Source organism: Thalassolituus hydrocarboniclasticus, assembly GCF_025345565.1.
Lineage (GTDB): Bacteria > Pseudomonadota > Gammaproteobacteria > Pseudomonadales > Oceanobacteraceae > Venatoribacter > Venatoribacter hydrocarboniclasticus.
This window is the reverse complement of the sequence record NZ_CP054475.1, coordinates 3,009,105-3,033,417: the sequence shown is the minus strand read 5'-3', so window position 1 is coordinate 3,033,417 and position 24,313 is coordinate 3,009,105. Positions and strand designations below refer to the sequence as shown.

Annotated in this window: 22 protein-coding genes; 12 read left to right on the top strand and 10 right to left on the bottom strand. The window is 52.3% G+C overall.

The genetic code is table 11. From position 1 onward, the window contains the following. Window positions 1–139: 139 nt before the first annotated feature. From HUF19_RS13540 to HUF19_RS13530, 3 genes are all read right to left on the bottom strand, one after another. Window positions 140–1,627 carry a flavin-containing monooxygenase gene (locus tag HUF19_RS13540; RefSeq protein ID WP_260997112.1) on the bottom strand — a complete coding sequence of 496 codons (1,488 nt, stop codon included), beginning with the start codon at window positions 1,625–1,627 and terminating at the stop codon, window positions 140–142. A 355-nt stretch (window positions 1,628–1,982) separates the two neighbouring features. Continuing rightward, a complete protein-coding gene (locus HUF19_RS13535) occupies window positions 1,983–2,300 on the bottom strand; it encodes an MGMT family protein (RefSeq protein WP_260997111.1) in 318 nt (105 codons plus the stop codon). A gap of 217 nt (window positions 2,301–2,517) precedes the next feature. Continuing rightward, entirely contained in the window at window positions 2,518–3,276 is a 759-nt protein-coding gene (locus HUF19_RS13530; protein ID WP_260997110.1) for an SDR family oxidoreductase, read from the bottom strand. 291 nt (window positions 3,277–3,567) lie between these two features. Here HUF19_RS13530 and HUF19_RS13525 point away from each other — a divergent pair, with 291 nt between their 5' ends. The 5 genes from HUF19_RS13525 (at window position 3,568) to HUF19_RS13505 (ending at window position 10,168) form a co-directional block, all read left to right on the top strand. After that, window positions 3,568–4,050, top strand: coding sequence for a MerR family transcriptional regulator (locus HUF19_RS13525; protein WP_260997109.1), 483 nt, complete (start codon window positions 3,568–3,570; stop codon window positions 4,048–4,050). A gap of 243 nt (window positions 4,051–4,293) precedes the next feature. Beyond that, a complete protein-coding gene (locus HUF19_RS13520; protein WP_260997108.1) occupies window positions 4,294–5,574 on the top strand; it encodes a CaiB/BaiF CoA transferase family protein in 1,281 nt (426 codons plus the stop codon). After that, complete coding sequence (locus tag HUF19_RS13515; RefSeq protein ID WP_260997107.1) at window positions 5,571–6,707, top strand: acyl-CoA dehydrogenase family protein; 1,137 nt, start codon at window positions 5,571–5,573, stop codon at window positions 6,705–6,707. The genes HUF19_RS13520 and HUF19_RS13515 overlap by 4 nt, the downstream gene beginning before the upstream one ends. Window positions 6,708–6,787: 80 nt before the next feature. Next, a complete protein-coding gene (locus HUF19_RS13510) occupies window positions 6,788–7,993 on the top strand; it encodes an acetyl-CoA C-acetyltransferase (protein ID WP_260997106.1) in 1,206 nt (401 codons plus the stop codon). Between the two features lie 33 nt (window positions 7,994–8,026). Then, complete coding sequence (locus HUF19_RS13505) at window positions 8,027–10,168, top strand: 3-hydroxyacyl-CoA dehydrogenase NAD-binding domain-containing protein (protein WP_260997105.1); 2,142 nt, start codon at window positions 8,027–8,029, stop codon at window positions 10,166–10,168. 125 nt (window positions 10,169–10,293) lie between these two features. On the opposite strand, the gene HUF19_RS13500 is transcribed toward HUF19_RS13505, so the two are convergent. From HUF19_RS13500 to HUF19_RS13490, 3 genes are read right to left on the bottom strand one after another with little or no spacing between them, the layout of a single operon-like run. Further along, on the bottom strand, window positions 10,294–11,175 hold the full coding sequence (locus HUF19_RS13500; RefSeq protein ID WP_260997104.1) for a DUF4868 domain-containing protein: 882 nt from the start codon (window positions 11,173–11,175) through the stop codon (window positions 10,294–10,296). Between the two features lie 3 nt (window positions 11,176–11,178). Next, window positions 11,179–11,685 (bottom strand): KwaA family protein, encoded by a 507-nt coding sequence (locus HUF19_RS13495; protein WP_260997103.1) that lies wholly within the window; start codon window positions 11,683–11,685, stop codon window positions 11,179–11,181. A gap of 41 nt (window positions 11,686–11,726) precedes the next feature. Then, on the bottom strand, window positions 11,727–12,080 hold the full coding sequence (locus tag HUF19_RS13490; protein WP_260997102.1) for a hypothetical protein: 354 nt from the start codon (window positions 12,078–12,080) through the stop codon (window positions 11,727–11,729). A gap of 314 nt (window positions 12,081–12,394) precedes the next feature. Here HUF19_RS13490 and HUF19_RS13485 point away from each other — a divergent pair, with 314 nt between their 5' ends. Continuing rightward, the gene (locus HUF19_RS13485; protein ID WP_260997101.1) at window positions 12,395–12,664 is read left to right on the top strand and encodes a hypothetical protein; all 270 of its coding nucleotides are present in this window, start codon (window positions 12,395–12,397) and stop codon (window positions 12,662–12,664) included. Window positions 12,665–13,328: 664 nt separating this feature from the next. Here HUF19_RS13485 and HUF19_RS13480 read toward each other — a convergent pair. After that, window positions 13,329–14,333 (bottom strand): AraC family transcriptional regulator, encoded by a 1,005-nt coding sequence (locus tag HUF19_RS13480; protein WP_260997100.1) that lies wholly within the window; start codon window positions 14,331–14,333, stop codon window positions 13,329–13,331. Window positions 14,334–14,569: 236 nt separating this feature from the next. Between HUF19_RS13480 and HUF19_RS13475 the strand changes: the two genes are divergently transcribed. Then, window positions 14,570–16,249: an AMP-binding protein gene (locus HUF19_RS13475; protein ID WP_260997099.1), complete on the top strand. Its 1,680-nt coding sequence runs from the start codon at window positions 14,570–14,572 to the stop codon at window positions 16,247–16,249. Window positions 16,250–16,442: 193 nt separating this feature from the next. On the opposite strand, the gene HUF19_RS13470 is transcribed toward HUF19_RS13475, so the two are convergent. Next, window positions 16,443–16,862: a thiol-disulfide oxidoreductase DCC family protein gene (locus HUF19_RS13470; protein WP_260997098.1), complete on the bottom strand. Its 420-nt coding sequence runs from the start codon at window positions 16,860–16,862 to the stop codon at window positions 16,443–16,445. 206 nt (window positions 16,863–17,068) lie between these two features. Here HUF19_RS13470 and HUF19_RS13465 point away from each other — a divergent pair, with 206 nt between their 5' ends. Beyond that, window positions 17,069–17,851 (top strand): glycoside hydrolase family 75 protein, encoded by a 783-nt coding sequence (locus HUF19_RS13465; protein WP_260997097.1) that lies wholly within the window; start codon window positions 17,069–17,071, stop codon window positions 17,849–17,851. A 167-nt stretch (window positions 17,852–18,018) separates the two neighbouring features. Here the strand turns inward: HUF19_RS13465 and HUF19_RS13460 are convergent, their stop codons facing one another. Together HUF19_RS13460 and HUF19_RS13455 are read right to left on the bottom strand one after the other, a co-directional pair. After that, complete coding sequence (locus tag HUF19_RS13460) at window positions 18,019–18,963, bottom strand: hypothetical protein (protein WP_260997096.1); 945 nt, start codon at window positions 18,961–18,963, stop codon at window positions 18,019–18,021. Window position 18,964: 1 nt separating this feature from the next. Next, complete coding sequence (locus HUF19_RS13455; RefSeq protein WP_260997095.1) at window positions 18,965–20,104, bottom strand: exonuclease/endonuclease/phosphatase family protein; 1,140 nt, start codon at window positions 20,102–20,104, stop codon at window positions 18,965–18,967. A 183-nt stretch (window positions 20,105–20,287) separates the two neighbouring features. Between HUF19_RS13455 and HUF19_RS13450 the strand changes: the two genes are divergently transcribed. From HUF19_RS13450 to cmoB, 4 genes are all read left to right on the top strand, one after another. Beyond that, a complete protein-coding gene (locus HUF19_RS13450; RefSeq protein WP_260997094.1) occupies window positions 20,288–20,875 on the top strand; it encodes a porin family protein in 588 nt (195 codons plus the stop codon). A gap of 32 nt (window positions 20,876–20,907) precedes the next feature. Then, a complete protein-coding gene (locus HUF19_RS13445) occupies window positions 20,908–22,440 on the top strand; it encodes a DNA recombination protein RmuC (RefSeq protein WP_260997093.1) in 1,533 nt (510 codons plus the stop codon). Window positions 22,441–22,526: 86 nt separating this feature from the next. Then, window positions 22,527–23,279: a carboxy-S-adenosyl-L-methionine synthase CmoA gene (gene cmoA, locus HUF19_RS13440; protein ID WP_260997092.1), complete on the top strand. Its 753-nt coding sequence runs from the start codon at window positions 22,527–22,529 to the stop codon at window positions 23,277–23,279. Then, entirely contained in the window at window positions 23,279–24,280 is a 1,002-nt protein-coding gene (gene cmoB, locus HUF19_RS13435; RefSeq protein ID WP_301332380.1) for a tRNA 5-methoxyuridine(34)/uridine 5-oxyacetic acid(34) synthase CmoB, read from the top strand. The genes cmoA and cmoB overlap by 1 nt, the downstream gene beginning before the upstream one ends. Window positions 24,281–24,313 lie beyond the last annotated feature (33 nt).

Here is a 24,313-nt window from a genome sequence, read left to right as displayed (position 1 = left end):
GCTGTGTCCTTATTTCGCCCTGTGCTCAGAACGCTTTGGCAAATACCTTCAATACCGGCAAAAAAAAGCGCCGCAAAGCGGCGCAAACAATCTCCGTTATATCTGGAGACGGGGTGAGTGTCGTACTTTTATCCGGTCTTTATACCGCGCTGCTGGCTGCAGTATTGTCCTCGATAATCGGATTCGTATATTCCAGCGACGGATCATCCAGACTGGCCATTTTCAGCAGAGTCATATCCAGGAAGTAGTTCTGATACAGCTTCCACGGACGCTCGTCACCCTGTTGCGGAATCTGATCTTTAACCCGGGAAATATAACCGGACTGCATATCAATAAACGGCAGGCGCTTAATGTTGGCATTGTGGTTGCGAGGAGTAACCTGACGCACGCCTTTATCATCCATATGCTTGAGCAGACGACAAACATAGCTGGAAATCAGGTCGGCTTTTAATGTCCATGATGCGTTGGTGTAACCGAATACCATGCCCATATTCGGCAGGTCTTCGAACATGACGCCGCGGTAACTCATTTTGGTATTTGGCTTCAGCGGTTCGCCGTCAATGGTAACCTGCATATGACCCAGCATCTGCACTTTCAGGCCGGTCGCAGTAATGATGATGTCAGCTTCCAGTTTTTTACCGGACTTCAGCTGAATACCATCTTCAGTAAAGCGCTCAATATGATCGGTCACCACCGAGGCTTTACCCTGTTTAATCACCTTGAACATATCGCCTTCCGGTACGGCACACAGGCGCTCATCCCATGGTGCGTATTTCGGCGTGAAATGCTTCATATCGAAATCAGCAGGCAGCTGCTTTTTCACTGTCCACTGCAGCAGTTTACGTGCGGCATTGGGGAAGCGCTTACAGAAGCGGTACAGACCCAGGGTAATCGAAACGTTACGGCCACGAATAATACGGTAAGCCAGTTTCTGCGGCAGAATTTTGCGCAGCAGGGCCACCATCGCATCCTGTTGCGGCACGCTTAATACATAAGAAGGAGAACGCTGCAGCATGGTGACATGAGCGGCTTTATCGGTCATTGCAGGTACCAGCGTAACCGCGGTGGCACCACTGCCGATAACCACCACGCGCTTGCCGCTGTAATCCAGATCTTCCGGCCATTGCTGTGGATGAATTACCTGGCCTTTAAAATCATCACGGCCTTCGAATTCCGGTGTAAAGCCTTCTTCATAGCTGTAGTAACCGGTACAGCTCAGCAGGAAATTACAGCTGTATTCTTTTTTACTGCCGTCGGCCAGTTCAACGTCCAGAGTCCAGGTCGCGTTAGCACTGTTCCAGCGTGCGGCTTTTACTTTGTGGCCATAACGGATATGTGGCTCAACATTATTTTCAGCAGCGGCTTCACGGATGTAATTACGGATGTCAGCACCGTCGGCGATGCCTTTTTTATTGGTCCAGGGTTTGAATTCATAACCCAGGGTAAACATATCAGAGTCGGAACGGATGCCAGGGTAACGGAACAGATCCCAGGTACCACCGCTGGCGTCACGCCCTTCAAGGATTGCAAAAGATTTGCCCGGACATTCTTTTTTCAGGTGACAGCCGGCGCCGATACCAGACAAGCCAGCGCCAATAATCAATACATCAAAATATTCAGTAGCCATGGTGATTTCCGCTTTTCAGAGGTGATCGTTATTGTTATTCGTTGTTCTGATGATCACTTTCTCTTATCGGCGTGTAAAAAAACAGGTGATCCCCTGTCATGTTTGCGGCTTTTATTTTCATTTATTCAGGGGTGGGCAGCGTTCAGGCGGTAATGTTGCCGTCTGTGGCCTGATCGGAAAGTAACGCTGTCAGGCGCCAGATCACCGCAGGAAACATCAGTTCTGGCGAGGCCGCGACGCCTGCAGGCATGGGCTTTCCGCCGGGGGATGCGCAGGTGGGAACAATCTGCGGGGGGAGAGCGGGTGAAACCCTGCCATTGTGCCTGCGGCGACGCAGATGACAGAAGCGAGGGGGTTAGTTCAGGCCAAAGCGCTTGAAACAGATGCGCCCGCTGGCGCTGAATTCCACGCCTTCGGCAAGTAACAGTGATTGCTGGCGAACAAACGCCGCGCTGTCGGGCGGAAAGCTGATGCGCCCCTGAGCGTTAATAACCCGGTGCCAGGGCAGTTGCGTATCTTTGGGTAATTGCGACAGAACCCGCCCGGCCCAGCGAGCACCGGCGGGACGTCCGGCCAGCGCTGCCAGCTGGCCATAGGTCACAACCTTACCCGGTGGAATGCCGGCCAGTGCGGTATAGAGCTGCTGCAGACTGTTATCTCTGATGTTGGTCATGTTGTCCGTTCTGGTTATACCGGCAGGCCGCCCTGAAGGATGATGTGTTTATATGATCGTAGCGCAGTGTATCAGGCAGCGGCCGGGTTAAATAACGGGGAAATTATCGCGCCATTGCAGACTCTGGCAGCTGTTGCCGGGCGGCAATAAAAAACGGCAGCCAGAGCTGCCGTTTTTTATGTTGCGCAAATATTCCCGAGTATCCGAGGTTGGCGGATTACAGACGCAGACCACCGTCCACTTCAATAATACGGCCCGACATATAGTCGTTTTCCATCAGGAAAGCGACAGCCGAGGCAATTTCATCCGGCTGGCCCATACGCTTGGCCGGAATGCCTGCCGTCATTTTTTCCAGTGCTTCCGGTTTCATGCTGGCGGTCATTTCGGTGGCGATAAAGCCCGGTGCAATGGCGTTGGCACGGATGCCGTAACGCGCCAGTTCTTTACCCCAGACAACGGCCATGCTGGCAACACCGGCTTTGGCGGCAGAGTAGTTGCTCTGGCCCATATTACCGGCGCGGGAAATACTGGAGATATTGATGATGCAGCCGCCTTCGCCGCCGTTAATCATCTGTACCGCGGCTTCGCGTCCGCACAGGAACACGCCGGTCAGGTTCACGTCGATCACGCTCTGCCACTGCGCCAGGCTCATCTTGCTGACTTCGCCGTCTTTCACTTTTACCATCAGGCCGTCGCGCAGAATACCGGCGTTATTCACCAGACCGTGCAGACCGCCCATATCCGCAGCAATGGCGGCGAAGGTGCTTTCTACCTGTTCTTCATTGGCAACGTTACACAGGTAAGTGTTGCCGTTGCTGCCGGCCGCTTCGACCTGGCGTTTTGTTTCATCCATGTGACCCTGATCGAGGTCGATAATGGCAATCCGTGCCCCTTTTGCTGCCAGATAAACCGCCATTGCACGACCCAGACCCTGGCCCGCGCCGGTAATGGCGACCACTTTGTTTTGCAGATCCATACAGAACTCCTGAATTATTGAAAAGGGGTTGTTTGTTCGCCGCGGCCTTGCTGAAAACCAGAACTGCAGCCGGGACAGAGGGTAAACAGACGGTCAGATTATAGTCAGTTTTTGTCCCGTATTGACCTATCAGCGCTGGCGAAACATAAAAATCCGCCCGATTATACGCCGATAGCATGAGGCCGTGTTATCCGCTGATGGTGGGGTTGATGGTGGGCTTGATTCTGGGGCAGATGCTGGGAATCCGTTCAGGCAGTGGTAGACTGCGCGTTTTCACTGTTGCCGATGCACATGAGCGATAACAATTACACCGTTGCCGATCTGGCCGCTGAGTTCGGCATTACCCCCCGTGCCATCCGTCTGTACGAGAGCAAGGGGCTGATTACCTCGCGCCGCGTCGGGCGCACCATGATCTACGATCACCGCCAGCGCGCGCGGCTGAAAATTGTGCTGCGCTCCAAGCGTGTGGGCTTCTCGCTGGAAGACACCAAATCCTACCTCGACCTGTATGACGCCGACCGCTCCAATCCGGAACGTCTGCTGGGCTTAATGCATCAGTGCCGCACCCGCCTGCAGGAGCTGGAAGCCCAGCGCCGCGACCTCGATGCCACCATCGCTGAGCTGCAGAACGTCGAGCAGGCCGCCGGTGCCGATCTCAGCCAGCTCGATATTGCGCCGGAAGAGGCGTATCAGCAGTTTCTGCAACGCCTGCCCCTGTCAGACGACCAGGCAGTGACAGACGACCAGCCTGTGTCAGACGACCAGCCAGGCTGATCTTTTTCGTCACGATTTTTCCTCTCATAAGTGCAAATCTGTCAATCCGCTTGAGCGATTTGCACATTGACCCCTCACGGCTCCCCCCGGTAGTCTGAGTTACGTTAAGGTAACTCAGCGGCTTTTGCCCCTTTCCGGCCCGGCCGGAATACCTTGCAAGCTCACGACGAACGGCGGTTAATGGACAACAGCACCGCCGTAAAACGGGCACAAGCCTGCAGATAACAATAATGAGGGCGCAACATGACTTTACCCCTGTCCGGCATGCTGGTGCTGGATCTGTCGCGTTTATTACCAGGACCCATGTGCTCGATGCATCTGCACGATATGGGCGCGCGCGTTATTAAAGTGGAAGACACCGGCGCCGGCGATTACACCCGCTCACTGGGTATGCCAAAAGGCTTTGTCAGCCCGGCGTTTCATATTCTTAACCGTGGCAAAGAATCCATCAGCCTCGACCTCTCTACTGCAGAAGGTCATGAACTGCTGATGAAGCTGGTGGCAAAGGCCGACATCCTGCTGGAAAGTTTCCGCCCCGGCGTCATGAAAAAACTTGGTCTGGCCTACGAACAACTGAAAGCGGTTAACCCGCGGCTGGTGGTCTGTTCCATTTCCGGCTTTGGCCAGACCGGCCCATGGGCCGACAAAGCCGGCCACGATATGAATTACTGTGCCACCGCCGGTGTGCTCGATCAGGTCGGTGAAGCCGGTGGCGCACCGACCTTAAGTAATTTCCAGATTGCCGATCTGGCCGGTGGCTCACTCAGTGCCGCCATGGCTATTTTAGGTGGTGTGGTTGGCCGCCTGAATTCGCAATTAAATGGCGGCGCCGGTGAAGGCTGTTACCTCGATATTTCCATGACCGACTGCACCTTTGCGCACAATGTGATTCCGCTGGCGACCATGAATTTAATGGGTAAATCATTGCCGCGCGGACAGGACATGCTGACCGGTGCGCGCCCTTGTTATGGCATTTATAAAACCGCCGACGATCTGTATATGGCGGTAGGTTCGCTGGAGCAGAAATTCTGGAATCAGGTCTGTGACGTTCTGGGTCATCCTGAATGGCAAAACCGTTACTGGGATATGGGCGCCAAAGCCGATCAGCTGCGCAGCGAAGTGGCAGCGGTATTTGCCTCTCAGCCACAAAGCCACTGGCGCGAAGTCTTTGCCGATACCGATTGCTGCGTAACGCCGATTTTAAGCCCGCAGCAGGCGTTCGAACATCCGCAATTACTGGCGCGGGAAATGGTGCAGGTATTAACCACCGCTCAGGGGCAGAAAATCCGTTGCCCGGCACCGGCCATTCAGTTTGGCGAACAAAAACACATCACCGATAAACCCGGCCCGGAGCAGGGCGAACACACACTCAGCGTTCTGCAGGAACTGGCATTGGCCGAGGCCGATATTCAGCAATTGCTGAGCCGCGGAGTAATCCGTCAGGCCGGACATGAAATGGCCACATCCACCGAAAACAGTAATAAAAAATCATCGACACCAAGCACCAAGGAGACCACGGTATGATCCCACGCAGTGTATTTACCGAAGAGCACAACATGTTCCGCGACAGCGTGCGCAAATTTATGCAGCGCGAAATTCAGCCACACTGGGAAGAGTGGGAAGCACAGGGTCATATTTCCCGTGAAGCCTGGCTGAAAGCCGGTGAAGCAGGCATTTTGTGCACCCATATTCCGGTGGAATACGGTGGCTCCGGCGTAGATTTCCGTTATTCCGCTATCGCCATTGAAGAGCAGGGTTATGTCTTTGCTTCAGGCCCGGGTTTCTCCCTGCATTCCGATATCGTTGCTCCTTATATCCTGCATTACGGCACCGAAGAGCAGAAGCAAAAATGGCTGCCAAAAATGTGTACCGGTGAAGTCATTACCGCCATTGCCATGACCGAACCGGGCACCGGTTCCGATCTTGCCGGTGTACGTACCACCGCCATTGAAGACGGCGATCATTATGTAATTAATGGCTCCAAAACTTTTATCACCAACGGTCAGATGGCCGACCTTTATATTGTGGTTGCCAAAACCGATACCAATGCCGGCGCCAAAGGCGTTAGCCTGTTTCTGGTAGAAGCTGACCGTGCCGGTTTCAGCCGTGGTCAGAACCTGAAAAAAGTCGGTATGAAAGCGCAGGATACTTCTGAGCTGTTTTTCGACAACGTGCGCATCCCGAAAGAAAACCTGATGGGTCAGAAAAATGCCGGCTTTATTTATCTGATGCAGGAACTGGCGCAGGAACGTCTGAGTGTGGCCATTATTGGTGCTGCAGTTGCACGTGCCTGTTACGACGCCACCGTTACCTACGTGAAAGAGCGTAAAGCCTTTGGTAAGCCGGTTGCCGCTTTCCAGAATACCCGCTTTAAACTGGCCGAAATCCGCACCGAACTGGAAGTAACCCAGTGCTACGTTGACCGCTGTCTGGAACTGCATTGCGAAGGCAAGCTGAGCATCGACGCTGCGGCTTCGGTCAAACTCTGGGCTACCGAAGCACAGTGCCGCATCATCGACGAATGTGTGCAGCTGCACGGCGGTTACGGCTACATGTGGGAATACCCGGTTGCCCGTGCTTACGCCGATTCGCGCGTACAGCGTATTTACGCCGGTACTTCTGAAATTATGAAAGAAATTATTTCGCGTACCATCTGACTATAAAAACGTAAGGGGTCACCTGCTGCTGAGTAATTCAACGCAGGCAGATCCCCGGCGTAAAAATTAAGGAATGTAAAATGACTGATGCCTATATTTTTGACGCGGTACGCACACCGCGCGGTCGTGGTAAAAAAGACGGCGGCCTGCACACCGTAACACCGGTCAGCCTGATGTCGGGTTTATTGCGTGGCCTGCAGGAACGCCATGATCTGGATACTTCTCAGATCGACGACGTGGTACTGGGTTGTGTGGAACCGGTAATGGAACAGGGCGCCGATATTGCCCGTACCGCGGTATTAATGGCCGACTACGCACAAACCTGTGCCGGAACTGTGGTCAGCCGTTTCTGTGCTTCAGGCCTTGAAGCGGTGAATATGGCTGCCGCCAAAGTTAAAGCCGGTGAAGCGCAGATGACCATCGGTGGTGGTGTGGAATGCATGTCACGTATTCCGATGGGTGCCGGTGGTGGCGCTTATTACACCGACCCTGCAGTCACCAATAAATTGTCGTTCGTACCCCAGGGTATTTCCGCCGATTTAATTGCCACCCTGAATGGTTTTTCCCGTGCCGATGTGGACGCCTATGCGGTGGAATCACAGCGTCGTGCCAAACACGCCTGGGACAATGGCTACTTTAAAAATTCCATTATTCCGGTGAAAGATCAGCTCGGTTTAACCCTGCTCGACCGTGACGAACATATGCGCCCGGAAGCGACGGTTGAATCGCTGGCCGGTCTGAAGCCATCGTTCGAAATGCACGGCGGTCTGGGTTTTAACGCCATTGCCCAGCAGGTTTATCCGCAGGTTGAGCGCATTAACCACGTACACCACGCCGGTAACTCCTCCGGTATTGTTGACGGTGCCTCGGCGGTATTAATCGGTACCAAAGAAATGGGTCAGGCGCTGGGATTAAAACCACGTGCACGTATCCGCTCGGCAGCGTCCATTGGTTCTGAGCCAACCATCATGCTGACCGGCCCGGCGCCGTCTGCACGTAAAGCGCTGAAAAACGGCATGATGCAGGCCAGCGATATCGACCTGTGGGAACTGAACGAAGCCTTTGCCTCGGTGGTTCTGCTGTTTATGAAAGATATGAATATTGACCACAGCAAAATCAACGTAAACGGCGGTGCCATTGCCATGGGCCATCCGCTGGGTGCAACCGGCGCCATGATTCTCGGCACTGTGCTGGATGAACTGGAGCGTCGCGACCTGAACACCGCATTAATCAACCTGTGCGTTGGTGGTGGAATGGGGACTGCCACCATCATTGAGCGCGTTTAAAAGCGCAGGCTTTGACAGATTAAAGGATATGTTATGACTACATTTACGCATGAAATCGACGCTCAGGGTATTGCGGTTTTAACCTGGGACGATCAGAACGGGCCGGTAAACTCACTGGCACAGAGTGCAGTAATTGCACTGAACGAAGCACTCGAAGCCCTGCTGGCCAACGATGCGGTAAAAGGCATTGTATTAACTTCAGGTAAATCTGATTTTGTTGTCGGCGCGAATTTAAAAGAAATTCAGACCATGCCGCAAAATGCCGAAACCATTATCGGTTTTGTGCGCAGCCTGCATCAGATTATGCGCCGTATGGAGCAGGGTGGTAAGCCCATCGTTGCTGCCTTAAACGGCACCGCACTGGGTGGCGGTATGGAAATCGCGCTGGCCTGTCATCACCGTATTGCCGCCGACAATCCGAAAGCCGTGTTTGGTTTTCCGGAAGTCAATCTGGGTCTGCTGCCGGGTGGCGGTGGTACTCAGCGTCTGGCGCGTATGCTGGGTATTCAGGCGGCTATGCCGTGGTTGTTGCAGGCGACACAGGCCAAAACTAAAGAAGCCAAAGCTGCCGGTCTGATCAACGACGTGGTTGCCGCAGATGAGCTGATTGCAGCGGCCAAGCAATGGCTGCTGGATAATCCGAAAGCCTGCGTAAAGCCGTGGGATGAGAAGAAATTTAAATTACCGGGCGGCGAAGTACAGTCAGCCAAAGTAGCGCAGGTATTTATGGGCGCAGAAGCCATGCTGCGCAAGAAAACCATGGGTAATTACCTCGCACCACAGCGTATTCTGCAGGCCTTGTTTGAAGGCTGCCAGCTGCCGATTGATCAGGCACTGGATGTTGAAGCGCGTTACTTTACTGAGCTGCTGCTGTCTGATCAGGCAAAAGCCATGATCCGCACCTTCTTTGTCGCGCTGCAGGATGCCAATAAACTGAAAAACCGCCCTCAGGGCGTTGAGAAAAAACAGTTTAACAAAGTCGGTATTTTAGGTGCCGGTATGATGGGTGCCGGTATTGCCTATTCCTCCGCCATGAGCGGTATGGAAGTGGTGCTGCTGGATACCGCGCAGGAATCCGCCGATAAAGGCAAAAGCTATTCTGAAGGCCTGCTGAAAAAGCGCGTATCACGCGGCAAAATGGCGCAGGAAAAAGCCGATGCCACACTGGCACGTATTCTCGCCACCACCGACTATAACGACCTGAAAGGTTGTGATCTGGTGATCGAAGCGGTATTCGAAGACCGCACTATTAAAGCCGACGTTACCGCCAAAGCCGAAGCCGTGCTGGGTGATGATGCTATCTTTGCTTCCAACACCTCGACCCTGCCGATTACCGGCCTGGCCGAAGCCAGCAAACGCCCTGAGCAGTTTATTGGTCTGCACTTTTTCTCACCGGTCGACAAAATGCCGCTGGTGGAAATTATTATGGGCGAAAAAACCTCGCAACATACCCTGGCCTGGGCGCTGGATTATGTACAGCAACTGAAGAAAACCCCGATTACCGTTAACGACAGCCGTGGTTTCTACACCTCGCGTGTATTTAAAACCTACGTGCTCGAAGGTATGGCACTGCTGAAAGAAGGCGTATCACCGGCGCTGATCGAAAACGTAGGCAAGCTGGCCGGTATGCCGGTTGGCCCGCTGGCGCTGAGCGACGAAGTTACGCTGGAACTGATGGACCGCATTGGCCGCCAGACCCAGAAAGACCTGGGTGACGCCTATGTATCGCACCCGGCTGACGAAGTGGTGCAGTACATGGTGCACGAAGCCAAGCGCATTGGTAAAAAAGCCGGTGTTGGTTTCTACGATTATCCGGCCGACCCTCAGGGCAAAAAATCCCTGTGGAGCGGACTGGCAGAACGCTTCCCGCTGGCGGCAGAACAGCCATCGGTGGAATACGTAAAACAGCGTCTGCTGTACGCACAGGCGGTAGAAACCCTGCACTGTGTGGCCGAAGGTGTGATTACCCGCGCCCATGAAGTCGATATCGGCTCCATTTTCGGCTGGGGCTTTGCGCCACAGACCGGCGGCGTCATCTCCTTTGTAGAAACCATGGAAGGCATCGATACCTTTATCGCCAATGCCGACCAGCTGGCCGCTAACGTTGGCGACCGCTACAAAATCCCGGGAATGCTGCGGGAAATGGCGGCTGAAGGAAAATCCTTCTACGCCTGAGATGGTTGAAGTAAGCGTGAAATAAAAAAGCCTGCCGGGAAACCGGCAGGCTTTTTGGTTTTTGGTAATACTCGCATCACGCGACGCCGAAGGCGGTCGCCGTGGATGCGCTTGTTAGCCGCTTTTTAGGCATTGACTGCTCTCTTTGAGTTAGTCACAAAGGCAGTGTTTGAGAGTGGTGACTTATAATAGTCTTCATCAAGGAAGCGTAGCAGTTTTTTGAGATCAGATTTATTATTGGGTAGCTTTATAACTTCATCAGAGCCGTCCATTTCTGTTAAAAATGGTATGTTAAACTCCGTTGCCACCGCTTTCATTTCGTTAATCGGCACATTTTGCAAAATGCCACTTTGATGAATGAGGGAGATTTTTCTTCTTACCCAAGAATCTGACATTTCAATGAGTTTTTCAGTGTTTTCAGATTTTATTATATCGAGATTTGAAAATTCGATCACATCATCATCAGTTGCGACCTTGTAATATTCACTCAAATCAAACATCTGTCGGGTATTATGAAAGTTGAAGAACCTTAGCTTTCCATTCTCTAATGTTGCTGTAAGTTTATGGTCGATAGTCAATCCAATGCCTTCTATTTTCTTATAAACATTAGAAGAATGGAAAATAGAAAGGCCGTTTGTTGAGATTATTCTTCTACGGTCGAAGTTTTGAAGTAGAATTTTTACGTTACCAGTGTCTGTTGTATATCCTGTAAAGAGAGCTTTTATTTCTGTAAAAAATTCTTCTGTTGGATCAACTACCTCTGCACTCAATGGGTTTTCGACCGCTGATGACAAGTTGTCAATATCATCATAATCGTTAATAAAAAGAATCTCTCCGTTGTCAGGTTTATATTTGCCATCAAACTCGATCTCTTCTTCGGCTTGATCGAATGTCGTTTCCTGAGATGTAAGATAAGTTGTTAGTTCAGTTTGTACTTCACTAGATAATTCAAATTTTACAATTCTTTTTGAGGGGTTGCTCGTAAGTGCAAATAGATTTAACGACATTTATTACTCCATTAACATGCTGCTAGAGATTTGTTTTACTTCTTTAATGCTTTGCGGACTTCTTATAACTCTTCTAGCCATAAGTACATAGACCATTCCACTGTCAGACTCTACTTTGTAAAATCTAAATTTGGCTATGTATAAAAGAGGATGAGTTGGAATGTATGAAATAAACCATACGGCCAAAAACAGTATGCCAACAATCAATGCGGTAATCTCAAAATTTATTTCTGCCACTTTCATGATTATTGGGGCGATATAGCTACCCAGAAATACAAGCAGCAAGTAATCTGCAGATTCGACTTTTTTTGCCTTGAAATTGATGGTTTCAGATTGCTTTCTTATGAGGGAAAGAATCAAAAACGGTAAAATCATTCCTATTAATGCAACGAAAGTCAACTGGTAAAATACAGTATCTAAGCCCACTGAATAATACCGAACACCAGCTAAAGCTAATAGTGCTGGTGAAAAGGCTGATACAAATAGTAAAGATTTAAGCCAATTTCTCAATGTTTACTCCTTGGGCGACAACAGCAGCTTGTTAGTTTTTTTTAATCATCCTTACCATCCATATGTGCACACCAACTGCACATGCCGCCGTTGTGATACGCTTCATACATCTCACTCCAAGGGATATCACAACCACCTCTAGTACACTCACTAGTTACATATTCATTCAATACATGATTATCAAAAATCCATTTCTGTTTTGAAGACAATGATTCTACGCCTTCGGCAATAACTTGCTTCGTAATACCTTCAGCGGCACCATCAAGATGTTCATTGTCCACCAAGTCAGAAAGAAACTCATTGAAGCCATCATCTTCATCTAAATGATCATTAAAACCCATTTTCGTTACTCTCTTAGTAGTGAAAACTAACAGTTTCTTAGTAGGCATGCTCATTAACACACCTAAGCCCTTATTCAGATTCCCAGCCTAACCCATTGTCGGGACTGTAAAAATCATCGTTATTTTCTTTCTTGTCAGGATATAAACGCGCATCAAATTCTGCAAACAGTAAAATATACTGGGTGTCTGCACATTATTTTTCTTTGGTGATTTTCAGTGCTTTTCCGGCAGTAAAAATCGCTCAGGTGATGCTTGTATTCCGGACACGCTACCGCCCGTCCTTATAAGCGCGGGGCAGGAATCGCGTGGTTTTCTTATTCGGGGTTGTAAGCGGGGAGGGCGTGTGTCCGGACGGGTGTTCGTACAATGTGGCGGCATCCCTGCTGTGGTTCGAGAGTACTGAAATTCGGGGTTGGGTTCAATCTGTTGATAAATTTGGTTACAAGTGGCAAATGGCGACAGTTGTTGCTTTGGCTCCTCCTGATAATAAAAGCGATGGTCTGGTGGGCAGTGCCCACCCTACCTATCGGCATTTCAGTCTGAACTTATGTTCATCTGATGTCGCGGATAAGATCCGCTCCTACAGTGCGGTGTTTGGTGTTATATCCGGCGTTGCGTTTGAGTTTCTGCGTCTGTAGTTCACGGTATCGCGGCTTAAAGCCGCTCCCACGACAGATAGCTGTTCCTGCAGTCTCGCGGGCATGGCCCGCTCCTACAATTCGGCGTTTGTTTTAGATACGGCTTTGCGTCTGAATGAATGCGCACGTGGCCCGCCGCAGCGAACGATGGTTTTTCTGATTCGCCGGGCATGGATGCCCGGCGAGCGCGCAGCGACAGGGACGTCGCACGGGCGTGTGGTCAGAAAAACCGAGTGAGCAAGGATAAACGGGCCACAAAGCGCGAAGCAGGGGTCCGGGGAGAAGTTCCCCGGATTGGGGCGCAGGGGCTTGCCCCGCATTGGCTTTGAATTAATCGCAAAAGCCAGCCCGCCCAGCGGCTACATCTCAGAGCCCAATCCTTTCCAGAACCAACAAATCGGCAGGCACTACTACGCAGAGCGTAGTAGCGAGTCGTGCCCGCGCAGCGGCTACATCTCAGAGCCCAATTCTTTCCTGAACCAACAAAGCGGCAGGCACTACTACGCAGAGCGTAGTAGCGAGTCGTGCCCGCGCAGCGGCTGCATCTCAGAGCACAGTAGCGAGTTGATCCTTTCCAGCGCCAACACCGCAGCAGGCGCTACTACGCAGAGCGCAGTAGCGAGTCGATCGCGGACAGAAAAAAGCCAGCCGCGCAGCGGCTCCGTTATTGATCCTGTTGCCGGTACGCCAGCGGGCTCACCCCGGTCCAGCCTTTAAACGCGCGTGAAAACGCTCCCGGTTCGGCAAAACCCAGCTGGCTGGATATTTCAGCAATACTGAGGTTTTGCCGGGTCAGCATCACCACGGCCTGATCACGGCGCAGGTTATCTTTAATTTTCTGATAGGCGCTGCCCTCGGCTTTTAATTTGCGGCACAGGGTGTAGGAGGTCATATGCAGTTGCTCGGCCACCCAGTCGAGGTTCGGCAGGCTGCTGGTATCGCCGGCTTCAAGCAGGCGGCGCACCTGGGTAGTGATGCTGTCGTCTTCATCGGTCCAGACAATCAGGTCACGTGGTGAATTATTAATAAATTCATCCAGCTCGGCGGGTGTGCGCACCACCGGCATAGACAGCAGGTTTTTACTGAAAAACAGGCTGTTGCGCTCGCGGCCAAAATAACAGCGGGTGGGAAACACAAAACGGTATTCATCAAAATGCGGCGGCAGGGCATGTTTAAAGGTGGCCTGGCTGAGCACAATTTTACGGTCAATCAGCCAGCCGGTCAGGCGGTGCCAGACCAGTAGTAACCATTCGACCAAAAAAGCATCGGGGTCGAGCTGCGGATTATGATGGGTCAGGCTCAGTTCGGCATCGTCGCCATCAAGGTTCAGGCTTATTTCTATTTCGTCGGAAAATAAACGGTAACAGCGGATGCTTTCGCGCAGTACTTCTTCAAGATTATTGGCGTGTACCGCCAGTGAGCCCATAAGATGAAAATGTCCGACTTTACAGGGCGTGATGGTACGTCCCATAAATTCGTCATCCAGCGCTTTCCAGATCAGGCGGAACAGGCGCACAAACTGATCGGTGGGAATGCGCGCCAGTGGCTCGCGGATCAGGTTGGGGTCGATATTTTTTGCCTGCAGCAGGGCCGAGCAATCGCCTTTTTTCTGTTCCAGCCCGTAGAGGGCGGCGCGGGCATAATGCGAAGAAAAGGTCAGGTTTTGCATAACAATATCGTCTGTCCTGCGTTGTTTTTACCAGTGTCTGGCCCGTGTGTCCGGACTGAGCGGCTGGCCTGGCATCCGTGGTTTGGCTGTGCGCAAAAGTTGTTAAGTTATCTGCTTAATCCTGTCATTCTGTTTGTCGCCTGCCTTGTCTTAGCATGGGTGAATCGCATGTTAATAACACCCGCGCACAACAGACAACAATGATGCGCACAACAAGAACAACAGGGTAAAGCACTATGCACACTATGAGCTACGACGCCTTCGTCAGCGGTTTTTCTGTCGATTCTCTCAAACAGCAGTTCTGTGCTGACTTCGACCAAGGTCTTAATGTCTGCACCGAAATCTGCGATCGCCATGCCGGAGATCCAGCCCGGGTTGCCCTGCGTTACGAGCGCATCGATGGCTCTGCCGGTGAACTAACCTTTGCCGAACTGCAGCAACGTGCAGCGCGCTTTGCCGGTTTTCTTAAAGCTCAGGGCATTGGCCCCGGCGACCGCGTGGCCTGTCTGCTGCCACGGACCCCGGAATTACTCATTTGTGTACTCGGTACTCTGAAAGCCGGTGCAGTATACCAGCCATTGTTTACCGCGTTTGGTTCCGGCGCTATCGAATACCGTCTTGAGCAGGCGCAAAGTAAGCTGATTATTACCAATCCGGAGCAATGGCCCAAGCTGGCCGATGTTAAAGGCTTGCCACCGAGCATGCTGGTCGCGGATTCCGCCGATGTTGTGAAAGGTGTGGATAGTGTGACAGGTAAGCCGGATTTTCTGTTTGAAGCCGAGCTGGCCAAACAGTCAGACAGCTTTGAGCCGGTTTTAATTGGTGCCGGTGATCCGATGCTGCAGATGTTTACCTCCGGCACCACCGGCAAAGCCAAAGGTCTGGTGGTTCCGGCACGGGCATTAATGGCCTTTCATATGTATATGAAATACGCCGTGGGTTTGCGTGCCGACGATAAATTCTGGAACGTCGCCGATCCGGGCTGGGCTTATGGTTTGTATTACGGCATTGTGGCGCCTTTGCAGTTGGGTGCGACCATTCATTTTAATGAAGCCGGTTTTACCGCCGACAATACCTTTGAATTTTTACGTAAATACGCCATTACCAATCTGGCGGCGGCGCCAACGGCGTATCGCTTATTAAAAGCCAATGATGATTTATTAAAAAACTATCCGGAAATAAATCTGCGCGTAGCCAGCAGTGCCGGTGAACCGCTGAATCCGGAAATTGTCAGCTGGGCACAGCGTATGCTGAATTGCCGTGTGTGTGATCAGTATGGCCAAACAGAAACCGGTATGACCTCGGCGAATTTCCACGAGTTTGATCATATGCACCGTGATGCCAGCATGGGCTATCAGATTCCCGGCTATCGCCTGGTTGCGCTTGATCCTTATGGTAAAGAAGTGGCACCTGGCGAAACCGGCGAGCTGGCGGTGGATATGGATAACTCGCCGCTGTTCTTTTTTCAGGGTTATATGGGCGATGCGAAAAAACCATATAAAGGCCAGTATTATCTGACCGGCGATGTGGTGGTCAGCAATGGCGACGGCTCGCATTCTTACACCGGCCGCGACGACGATATTATTGCCTCCGCCGGTTACCGTATCGGCCCGGCCGAAGTTGAAAGTGCGTTGCTCGAACATCCGGCAGTGATTGAAAGCGCGGTGGTGGGTAAACCCGACGCCGAGCGTGGTGCCATTGTGAAAGCCTATGTGGTGTTACGCCCGGAATATTTCAGCGATGAGGCGCTGGCGAAGGAATTACAGCAGCATGTGCGTAAATGCCTGTCGACCCATTCTTTTCCGCGTGAGATTGAATTTGTTGCTGAGCTGCCGAAAACCTCCAGCGGAAAAATTCAGCGTTTTATGCTGCGTAAGCAGGCGGAGGATGAGGCTAAGCAGCCTGTTGCGGGATGAGTTTTTTACAAGCCGTTGTGCGGGCCAGCTTTTGTCCCGCATAGGCTTTTATTAAAAAACAAAAACTAACCCGCGCAGCGGCTACGACTCAGAGCACAATCCTTTCCAGAACTAACAAAGCGGCAGGCACTACTACGCAGAGCGTAGTAGCGAGCCGGCCCCCTCAAAGAGCCAGCCCAAGCAGCGGCTACTATCACTTGCCCTGCGTTTTATCCGCAATATCACAGCCATTAATCGCACAGGCCTCACACCGCTGCTGGCCGGTCAGCCAGCCGGATATGCGGTAACGGTTGCGCGCAAACCACAGATACGCCTGATCGGCGAATAAACGGATAACCGGCCAGCGTAAAGGGGCGATCCAATAGCCCTTGCCAACCAGTTGCCAGGCGCGGTGAGTCACATCGAGGCCGCGCAGCCATTCGCCGTTATCCTGCACGGCCAGCAGGATGCTGCTGGCTTCGGCTTTATTTACCTGTGGCCAATGCTGGCTGAAATCATCACTCTGGATATCGACCAGTTGTATCCGTCTGGCGCTGTCCAGCCGGGTAAGATGCTTCATTTCGCGTACACAGAGCGGGCAGTGGCCGTCGTAAAACAGAGTCAGTCTGGACATAGGGTTCTCCGTTCTTCAGCCTTTAAGTTGAACCGATGTTAATAGAAAAGATCTGTGGCTTCTGCTGTTTTTTGTCAGTAACAGCCTGTACATGAGTGCACCTGATGCCGCCTGTGGGTGTTTTCTGTGGATATGTCCGATAGACTCGACGTTCTTTGTTTTGTCAGGACGATAGAATCACTATGAAAGGAATGGCTCTTCTTATCATGCTTCCGCTTTGGGTATCGCAGGCTATGGCCGAATCCGGCTGCGTTTTCACGGTCTGGGATCAGTTTCAGGAGACGGCATTGTTGCATCATGGTGAGCAGAGTGCTTATCTGTTTACCGGTAATGAGATCAGGGTTGATGCTGATGGTGCGCCCAATGCCTATCACCCGGATGATGTCAGCCTGCAGTGTACGCAGGGCGAAGGCTTTAAAGGACTTGATTGTCCGGCTAATGGGGGTTATCCAAAACACAGCTGGTGGCGTTCGGCCATTGTCGCTGACCCGGATAATCCGGCGCAGGCTTATGTGCAGCCAGAAGGCACTTTTAAAGGCTTTTTAGTTTCGCGTACATCCCTGCAGGATGAACAGAAAGTGATGACCGATCCGCAGCGTTATGTCGATTCCCGATCGGTTCCGTATCTGGTTTTTCCTGGTGATTTTTATAAAAAGAAAGGCACCGGAACATTAGGCGATTTTGGGTATGCGCTGAATCTGAGTAATGGGAAGTCGTCGCCTTTTATTATTGCGGATATCGGCCCGGCCAGAGCTACGCTGGGGGAAATGTCGATTGCGCTCGCCAGTGCTCTGGGCGGCGATAATCCGAATCCAAGAACCGGTGCCGGTACGCCTTCCGGCACCGTGGTTTATATTATTTTCCCGCGCAGTAAAAAAACACCCGACTGGCCTTTGAGTCTGCAGACTATGAACGATACTGTTAATATTCTACTGAACAGTGCCGGCGGCGAAGTGATGTTAAAAACCTGCGCTGGAAGCCTGCAATAAAAGCCTGAAACAGAAGAAGTCAGGCTGTTTATTCTTTACTGTTGCGCCATCAGCCATTGTGGATAAAACACCGGGTTATAACCGCTGCAGGGAATGTATGGCGTAATGCTGATTATGGTCTTTACCTACTGCTATAAAGACCATGGCATTTCATCTAGACCGGTAGGTCAGTACAGGCGTGACAGTTGTCCGCTTTCGCGCATCTGCCGCTCTTCTCGTTTGCGGATGCGTCGGGCTTTTTCTTCGCCAAGTGCTGCACGGCGCATTTCGTAGCGGCGTTGTACTGGGTCGGCAACCGGGTCTAATTCGTGCAGTCCTATGATGCGATTGAGTTCATCCGAGGCATCGTTGCTGAGAGCGCTTAACGGCTGACCATGCTGGCTGGCAAATTGTTGCTGCTGTTGTTCATGCCAGGCTAGGCGATCCTTTAACGGCAGGTTTTTGGCCTGTGTTAAAAAATCCTGAAAGCGCTGATTAAAGCGCATGCCATCTCGTTGGGCGCCGAAGACTTTCCGGCTTATATCCGCACCGTAAAGAGCATCCTGTGTGGCCCAGTATTGTTCAAAAAATTGCAGTGGATTATCGAAGTCACTCAGCGGTGAGCGTTGCTGGAATTGTTTCAGCGGTTGTGGGTTTTCCCGGCTGAGCGAGATAAAGCGGCTGGCCTGCTCCAGGGTTAAGCCCTGATTTTCCGCCAGTGATAACAGCAATTGCTGTTCACAGAGTTGCTGAATGTCGCTGTCGTCAGTGTTGCGTTCAAAGGCACGGCTGAGTTGTTGTTGGCAGCGTTGCTGCAAACGCTCAAGCCCTGCATTGGGGTCGGCCTGCCATTCGCTTTCACGCCAGTGCAGGGTATTCAGTGATTGGGTCAGCTGTTGAGCGGCGGCCTGCTGGGCGCCGCGCAGTAAACTCTGGTGCAGGCGTTCACGCAATGAAGCCGGGGCGTCGGCCAGAGTGTGCTCTGGCGCAGCATCAGACTGTGGGTCAGTAACAAGGGATACAGAATCACCGCCGACCTGAGTCAGCGGTGTCCGCCATTGCAGCAACAGCAGAGTGAAGCCAGTGGCGAGTGCTGCAAGCAGCACCAGCCGGATAATCGTTAAACGCTGCATATTACGGCTGGCAGAAATCGATTTCGGTCAGACTGCCGTAATGATCGCTGTGGGTGTAGTAGGCGAGATAACGCTGGCCATCCTGACCGCGCCATTCCGGTGCCCAAACGCTGGTATTGACACGGCTGACGCCGCAGCCGGTAGCCGGAGCGCCGATGTTCCAGTTGGCTGCATCAAATACCAGGGTGTAATCGAACCAGGCGTAATCGTCGGTTGCCAGACCGTTCGGACCGGTGTCTTCACAGCAGGCATCTTTTGGCCAGTAGGTATATTGCAGGCCATCGCGTACTTCGGTGTTCTGATTGCGTACTAATGCCATCTGATCCCACAGGCTGCCTTGGGTGATGTTCTGTACCGCGGCGGGGTTCTGCAGGTCGGTGTTAAAGTCGCCACCGAAAATAACGGCCGCTGGCGGGAATTGTGCGGCGTTGGCGTCGATCTTACCTTTGATCCAGTTAATGGCTTCATTCATCTGGCCACGGCGGGCGTTGTCGTCGCTGCTGTTGCCGCCCAGATGCTGCGCGCTGCCGTATACCAGATGGGTGTTGAATACATAAATGTACTGGCCATTTTTTTCGACAATGGCACCGATCACGCCTTTGCCTTTTACGCCATCAATACCGCTGGTGGCGTTGTATTTGTGGTAGCCCAGTTTTTTGGCATAACCGTGGCGCGAGAAAATCATCAGGCCCGGACAGTCGTCTTCGATATCACTGCCGTTGCAATAGTTGCTGCCACCGCCGTAGGTGTCTTCAAAACCGCGTGCGGCAAAATCATCCACCGGGCCGTCTTCGTACATATCGTCGTAGTCCCAGGCTTCCTGCAGCATAATAACGTCGGCACATTCAGTGACCTTGCCCAGTGACTGTTCCATTTCATCACCGAAGTCGTAAACAAAGCCCACATTATGGAAAATGTTGTAGGTGACGGCGGTAAAGTCGGCGCTGTTATCACAGGCCGGATTGGTTACCCAGGTGGTGGTGAAGTTGGTATCGAAGTATTCCAGCTCGGAAACTTCGTTGTACCACTGCAGCGGATGGGTAGAGTAGTGGCTGTTCATGCTCGGAGTGGAGGAGCTGGCCTGAACCTGAGTGGTCAGAACCGGGGTCAGCACAAGCAGCGCTAAAGCAACGGCTTTCATGGCGTAATCCTTAATGGTGAGATTTTTTATTGTCCGGCCGATTCTGCACGATGGAACCAGTTTGGCAATTCACTGGCACGCAATGCCGCAGCAATCAGGCATAATCAGCACAGATTGGCGCGCAGGGTGGCAAATGGCGACGGCTCATTTGGCCCGATGGCCTAAGTAACAACAGGACTGAACATGATGTATTCCGATGACAACACGATGAAAGGCCGGTACAGCACAGGCCTGATGTTCCTGCTGCTGAGCCTGCTGTTCGTGCCAGCGGCGGCACAGGCCTGGCAGCCGCAGGGCTATGCCGCACTGGCGCTGGGGCTGAGTACCCAGAGTATTCCGGAAGAGCGTACCGATGATGGTGAGTCTGATACCCTGCTGACCGATCTGGTATATGCCAGAGGCGGCATTGAATGGATTCCGGGAGTCAGCACCGGTCTGGGTTTATGGCTGTGGGGCGATAAAAACATTAACGAGAATGCCGAAAGCCCACAGTTCGACGGTATCAGCGCCGGTTGGGATGTTACCCTGCGTTTACCGCTGGCCAATGGCGTCGGCCCCTGGGTGCGTTATGGTCGCCATTGCTGGAGCACGGCGGTGAACGGTGTGCTGGAGCCCTGGTCTGACGATGGCTGCTCTTCCATGCGCAGCGCTGGTTTTAATTTTCCGCTGCCCAACCAGCACGACGTGGTGTTGTTCGCCGAATATTCCACCACCGAATTCAACGATATTGACGCTGACAGTGTTATTGCCGGCGTACGTGCACATTTTTAACTGATGTTTATGTCTGCATCTGATGAGGTTTTATGTTTGAGTTTTCGTTAATCCAGCTGGCTTTATCGGCGCTGGCGTTATCATCGGCTGCTGCCGCTGTGTCCTGGTTTTATCAGCGGGCACAGATACAGAAAATCCAGCAGCAACTGGAGCAGGAACAACTGCAGTGGCAGCAAAGCGAGCAGCAGTGGTTGCAGCAAGAACAGCAATACCAGCAGCAGAACAGCCAGCTGAAGCAGAGTCTGGATGCGCAGCAACAGAAGCTGGAACAGGTACAGCAGGAGCTGCAGCAGCAGAGTGTTGCCCAGGCGCGCTGGCAGGAGCGCAGCGAAAACCTGCAGCAGCAGGCGCAACAGCTGGAACAGCAACGTCAGGAGCAAAACCTGCAACAACAGCAATTGCAGCAGCAGTTAAACCAGCTGCAACAGCAACTGGCGACCGAGCAGGAAGCGCGGACACAGCAACAACGCAGCGCGGAAGAAAAATTAGCCTTGCTGGAACAGAACAAAGAGCAGCTGCTGAAAGAGTTTGAACACCTGTCGAATAAAATTTTCGAGCAGAAGCAGCAACAGTTCGGCGAGCAGAGTCAGAAAGGTCTGAACTCATTATTAATGCCGTTTAAAGATCAGCTGGAAGGGCTGCGTAAAAAAGTCGACGACGTCTATGTCAACGACGTTAAAGACCGCACCGAGCTGAAAACCCAGATCGAAAATCTGCATAAACTGAACCAGCAGATTACCGCCGAAGCCCATGCATTAACCACCGCATTGCGCGGCGAGAAAAAAATGCAGGGCAACTGGGGCGAAATGGTACTGGAAACCGTACTCGACCGTTCCGGCCTGCGTAAGGGCGAAGAATACCTGCGCGAGCAGAGCCATCAGAATGATGAGGGCAAAACCTATCGTCCGGATGTGATTATTAATTTACCGGAAAAGAAACACATCATTGTCGACTCCAAAGTCTCGCTCAATGCCTATACCGATTATGTTAATGCCGAAAGCGATATTGAGCGCGATGCTGCCGCTCGCCGCCATGTGGATGCTATCCGTAACCATATCCGCAGTTTAAGTGACAAAGCTTATCAGCAGTTGTCGGGGCTTAATTCGCCGGACTTTGTTTTTCTGTTTATGCCGATTGAACCGGCCTTTATGCTGGCCTTTCAGCAGGACGAAGCCTTATTTAACGAAGCCTTTGAACGCCGTATTGTGGTGGTAACCCCCACCACACTGCTGGCGACCTTGCGCACGGTGGCCAGTATCTGGGCCATTGAACGGCGCAGTAAGAGCACCGAAAAACTCGCTGACCAGGCGGCTAAGGTGTATGAGAAACTGGTGATCGTGGTGGAGAAATTTGAAAAAGTCGGTAGCCAGCTGAATACCGTGCAGAAGAGCTACGACGATGCCTGGAACTCGATGAAAAGCGGCCGAGGCAACCTGATTAGCCTGAGTGAGAAGTTTTTACAGCTGGGCGTACGGGCGAAAAAAGAACTGTCGCGTGATCTGGCCGAAGAAGCGCTGGAACAGGATGGCCAGTTATTGCTGGATGAAGTCTCTGAGTCTGATTGACAGGTCAGCGGGTAGCGGCCAGTGCTGGCCGCTCCGGTGTCCATCCGTTAGAATGCGCCCCCTGCACAGAATCTGGTCAGTTTGCCATGTCCGACTTCGATCAACAGCCCGATACCATCTTTAATACCCCGCAGCAGAAGGTCGCCAGTTTTACCTTCGACAGCGCGGTCGCACGTGTCTTTCCGGACATGATCAAACGCTCCGTGCCGGGCTATGCCGAAACCGTGGCAATGTCCGGCATTATTGCCGGCCGTTATGCGCAGCCGGGTTCCAGTCTGTACGATCTGGGCTGTTCGCTGGGGGCGGTTACTCTGGCGATGCGTCATGGTGTACAGGCGGCGGGTGAACGCGCCGCGGGCTGCCGGATTATCGGTCTGGATAATTCGGCCTCGATGATTGAGCGTGCCGAGCATTATGTGGCGCTGGACGAAGGTCAGGTGCCGGTTACCATGGCCTGTGCCGATATTCTTGAATACCCGCTGGAAAATGCTTCGGTCACGGCACTGAATTTTGTGCTGCAGTTTATTGCCCCCGAGCAGCGTCTGACTTTGCTGAGCAGAATTGCCGATGCGACCCTGCCGGGCGGGGCGCTGATTCTGTCGGAGAAACTCTGCTTCAGTGCTGAAGAGCAGTTGCTGCAGGACGAACTGCATCTCGACTTTAAACGCGCCAATGGTTATTCCGATCTGGAAATTGCCCAGAAACGCAGCGCGATTGAAAACGTACTGATTCCGGAAACGGAACAGACGCATATTGAGCGTCTGAAAGCCGCCGGCTTCCGTCAGGTGATCCGCTGGTATCAGTGTTTTAATTTTGTGTCCTTTTTAGCGGTTAAATAATGACAGAGCGTGACGATATTCTGCACTGGTTTGATGATGTGCTGGCCTTTATGCGTGAAGGCAAACTGGCGCCCTGGGAGGAGGTTTTACCGCGTCAGCTGGAACTGGTGCTGCAGGAAAAAGAACACGGCGATCAGCAGCGCTGGTTACATGCCCTGCAACAGCTACCTGTTATTGAGCAGGTTCAGGCCGATCTAAATCGCCATGATATTGCCCTCAGCAGCGATGCCATCACCGCCGCTCAGCAGGAACAATTACAGCAGGCGCTGGAAGGGCTGATTCCCTGGCGTAAAGGGCCGTTTCAGTTTTTTAGCACACACATCGATACCGAATGGCGCTCCGACTGGAAGTGGGAGCGGGTGGCTCCGCATCTGGCGCCGCTGGATGGCCGTGTGGTACTGGATGTTGGCTGTGGTTCCGGTTATCACATCTGGCGCATGCTCGGTGCCGGCGCTTACCGGGTGATTGGTATCGATCCGTCACGTTTATTCCTGATGCAGTTTCAGGCGTATAAACGCTATCTTCAGGCTGCAGGTCACAGTGCCCGCGCCGATTTATTACCGCTGAAAATGGAAGACGTGCCGGGCAATTTAAAAGCCTTTGATACGGTGTTCTCCATGGGCGTGCTGTATCACCGCAAATCGCCGGTGGATCATCTGCAGGAATTAAAAGATGCGCTGCGCCCCGGTGGTGAGCTGGTGCTGGAGACGCTGGTGATTGATGGCGCGCTGGGAGAGGTATTAATGCCGGAAGACCGCTACGCCATGATGCGCAACGTGTGGTTTATTCCCAGCACCGAAACCTTACTGCTCTGGTGTCGCCGTGTTGGCTTTAAAAACGCAAGGGTGGTGGATCTGAATCAGACCTCGCTGGATGAGCAGCGCACCACCGACTGGATGCACTTTAATTCGCTGGCGGATTTTCTCGATCCGCAGGATCGCAATAAAACTGCCGAAGGTTATCCGGCACCATTACGGGCGGTGATTATTGCCGAAGCCTGATCTTTACTGATCAGGCAATAAATAGTGTAATCA

Excerpts from the sequence above, each read along its gene's own strand:
- HUF19_RS13525 (WP_260997109.1), top strand. The coding sequence starts at position 3,568 with ATGAGCGATAACAATTACACCGTTGCCGATCTGGCCGCTGAGTTCGGC.
- HUF19_RS13535 (WP_260997111.1), bottom strand. The coding sequence starts at position 2,300 with ATGACCAACATCAGAGATAACAGTCTGCAGCAGCTCTATACCGCACTG.
- HUF19_RS13465 (WP_260997097.1), top strand. The coding sequence starts at position 17,069 with ATGCTTCCGCTTTGGGTATCGCAGGCTATGGCCGAATCCGGCTGCGTT.
- HUF19_RS13515 (WP_260997107.1), top strand. The coding sequence starts at position 5,571 with ATGATCCCACGCAGTGTATTTACCGAAGAGCACAACATGTTCCGCGAC.
- HUF19_RS13490 (WP_260997102.1), bottom strand. The coding sequence starts at position 12,080 with ATGAGCATGCCTACTAAGAAACTGTTAGTTTTCACTACTAAGAGAGTA.
- HUF19_RS13455 (WP_260997095.1), bottom strand. The coding sequence starts at position 20,104 with ATGAAAGCCGTTGCTTTAGCGCTGCTTGTGCTGACCCCGGTTCTGACC.
- HUF19_RS13480 (WP_260997100.1), bottom strand. The coding sequence starts at position 14,333 with ATGCAAAACCTGACCTTTTCTTCGCATTATGCCCGCGCCGCCCTCTAC.
- HUF19_RS13445 (WP_260997093.1), top strand. The coding sequence starts at position 20,908 with ATGTTTGAGTTTTCGTTAATCCAGCTGGCTTTATCGGCGCTGGCGTTA.
- HUF19_RS13500 (WP_260997104.1), bottom strand. The coding sequence starts at position 11,175 with ATGTCGTTAAATCTATTTGCACTTACGAGCAACCCCTCAAAAAGAATT.
- HUF19_RS13460 (WP_260997096.1), bottom strand. The coding sequence starts at position 18,963 with ATGCAGCGTTTAACGATTATCCGGCTGGTGCTGCTTGCAGCACTCGCC.
- HUF19_RS13470 (WP_260997098.1), bottom strand. The coding sequence starts at position 16,862 with ATGTCCAGACTGACTCTGTTTTACGACGGCCACTGCCCGCTCTGTGTA.
- HUF19_RS13450 (WP_260997094.1), top strand. The coding sequence starts at position 20,288 with ATGATGTATTCCGATGACAACACGATGAAAGGCCGGTACAGCACAGGC.
- HUF19_RS13530 (WP_260997110.1), bottom strand. The coding sequence starts at position 3,276 with ATGGATCTGCAAAACAAAGTGGTCGCCATTACCGGCGCGGGCCAGGGT.
- HUF19_RS13510 (WP_260997106.1), top strand. The coding sequence starts at position 6,788 with ATGACTGATGCCTATATTTTTGACGCGGTACGCACACCGCGCGGTCGT.
- HUF19_RS13505 (WP_260997105.1), top strand. The coding sequence starts at position 8,027 with ATGACTACATTTACGCATGAAATCGACGCTCAGGGTATTGCGGTTTTA.
- HUF19_RS13520 (WP_260997108.1), top strand. The coding sequence starts at position 4,294 with ATGACTTTACCCCTGTCCGGCATGCTGGTGCTGGATCTGTCGCGTTTA.
- cmoA (WP_260997092.1), top strand. The coding sequence starts at position 22,527 with ATGTCCGACTTCGATCAACAGCCCGATACCATCTTTAATACCCCGCAG.
- HUF19_RS13540 (WP_260997112.1), bottom strand. The coding sequence starts at position 1,627 with ATGGCTACTGAATATTTTGATGTATTGATTATTGGCGCTGGCTTGTCT.
- cmoB (WP_301332380.1), top strand. The coding sequence starts at position 23,279 with ATGACAGAGCGTGACGATATTCTGCACTGGTTTGATGATGTGCTGGCC.
- HUF19_RS13475 (WP_260997099.1), top strand. The coding sequence starts at position 14,570 with ATGCACACTATGAGCTACGACGCCTTCGTCAGCGGTTTTTCTGTCGAT.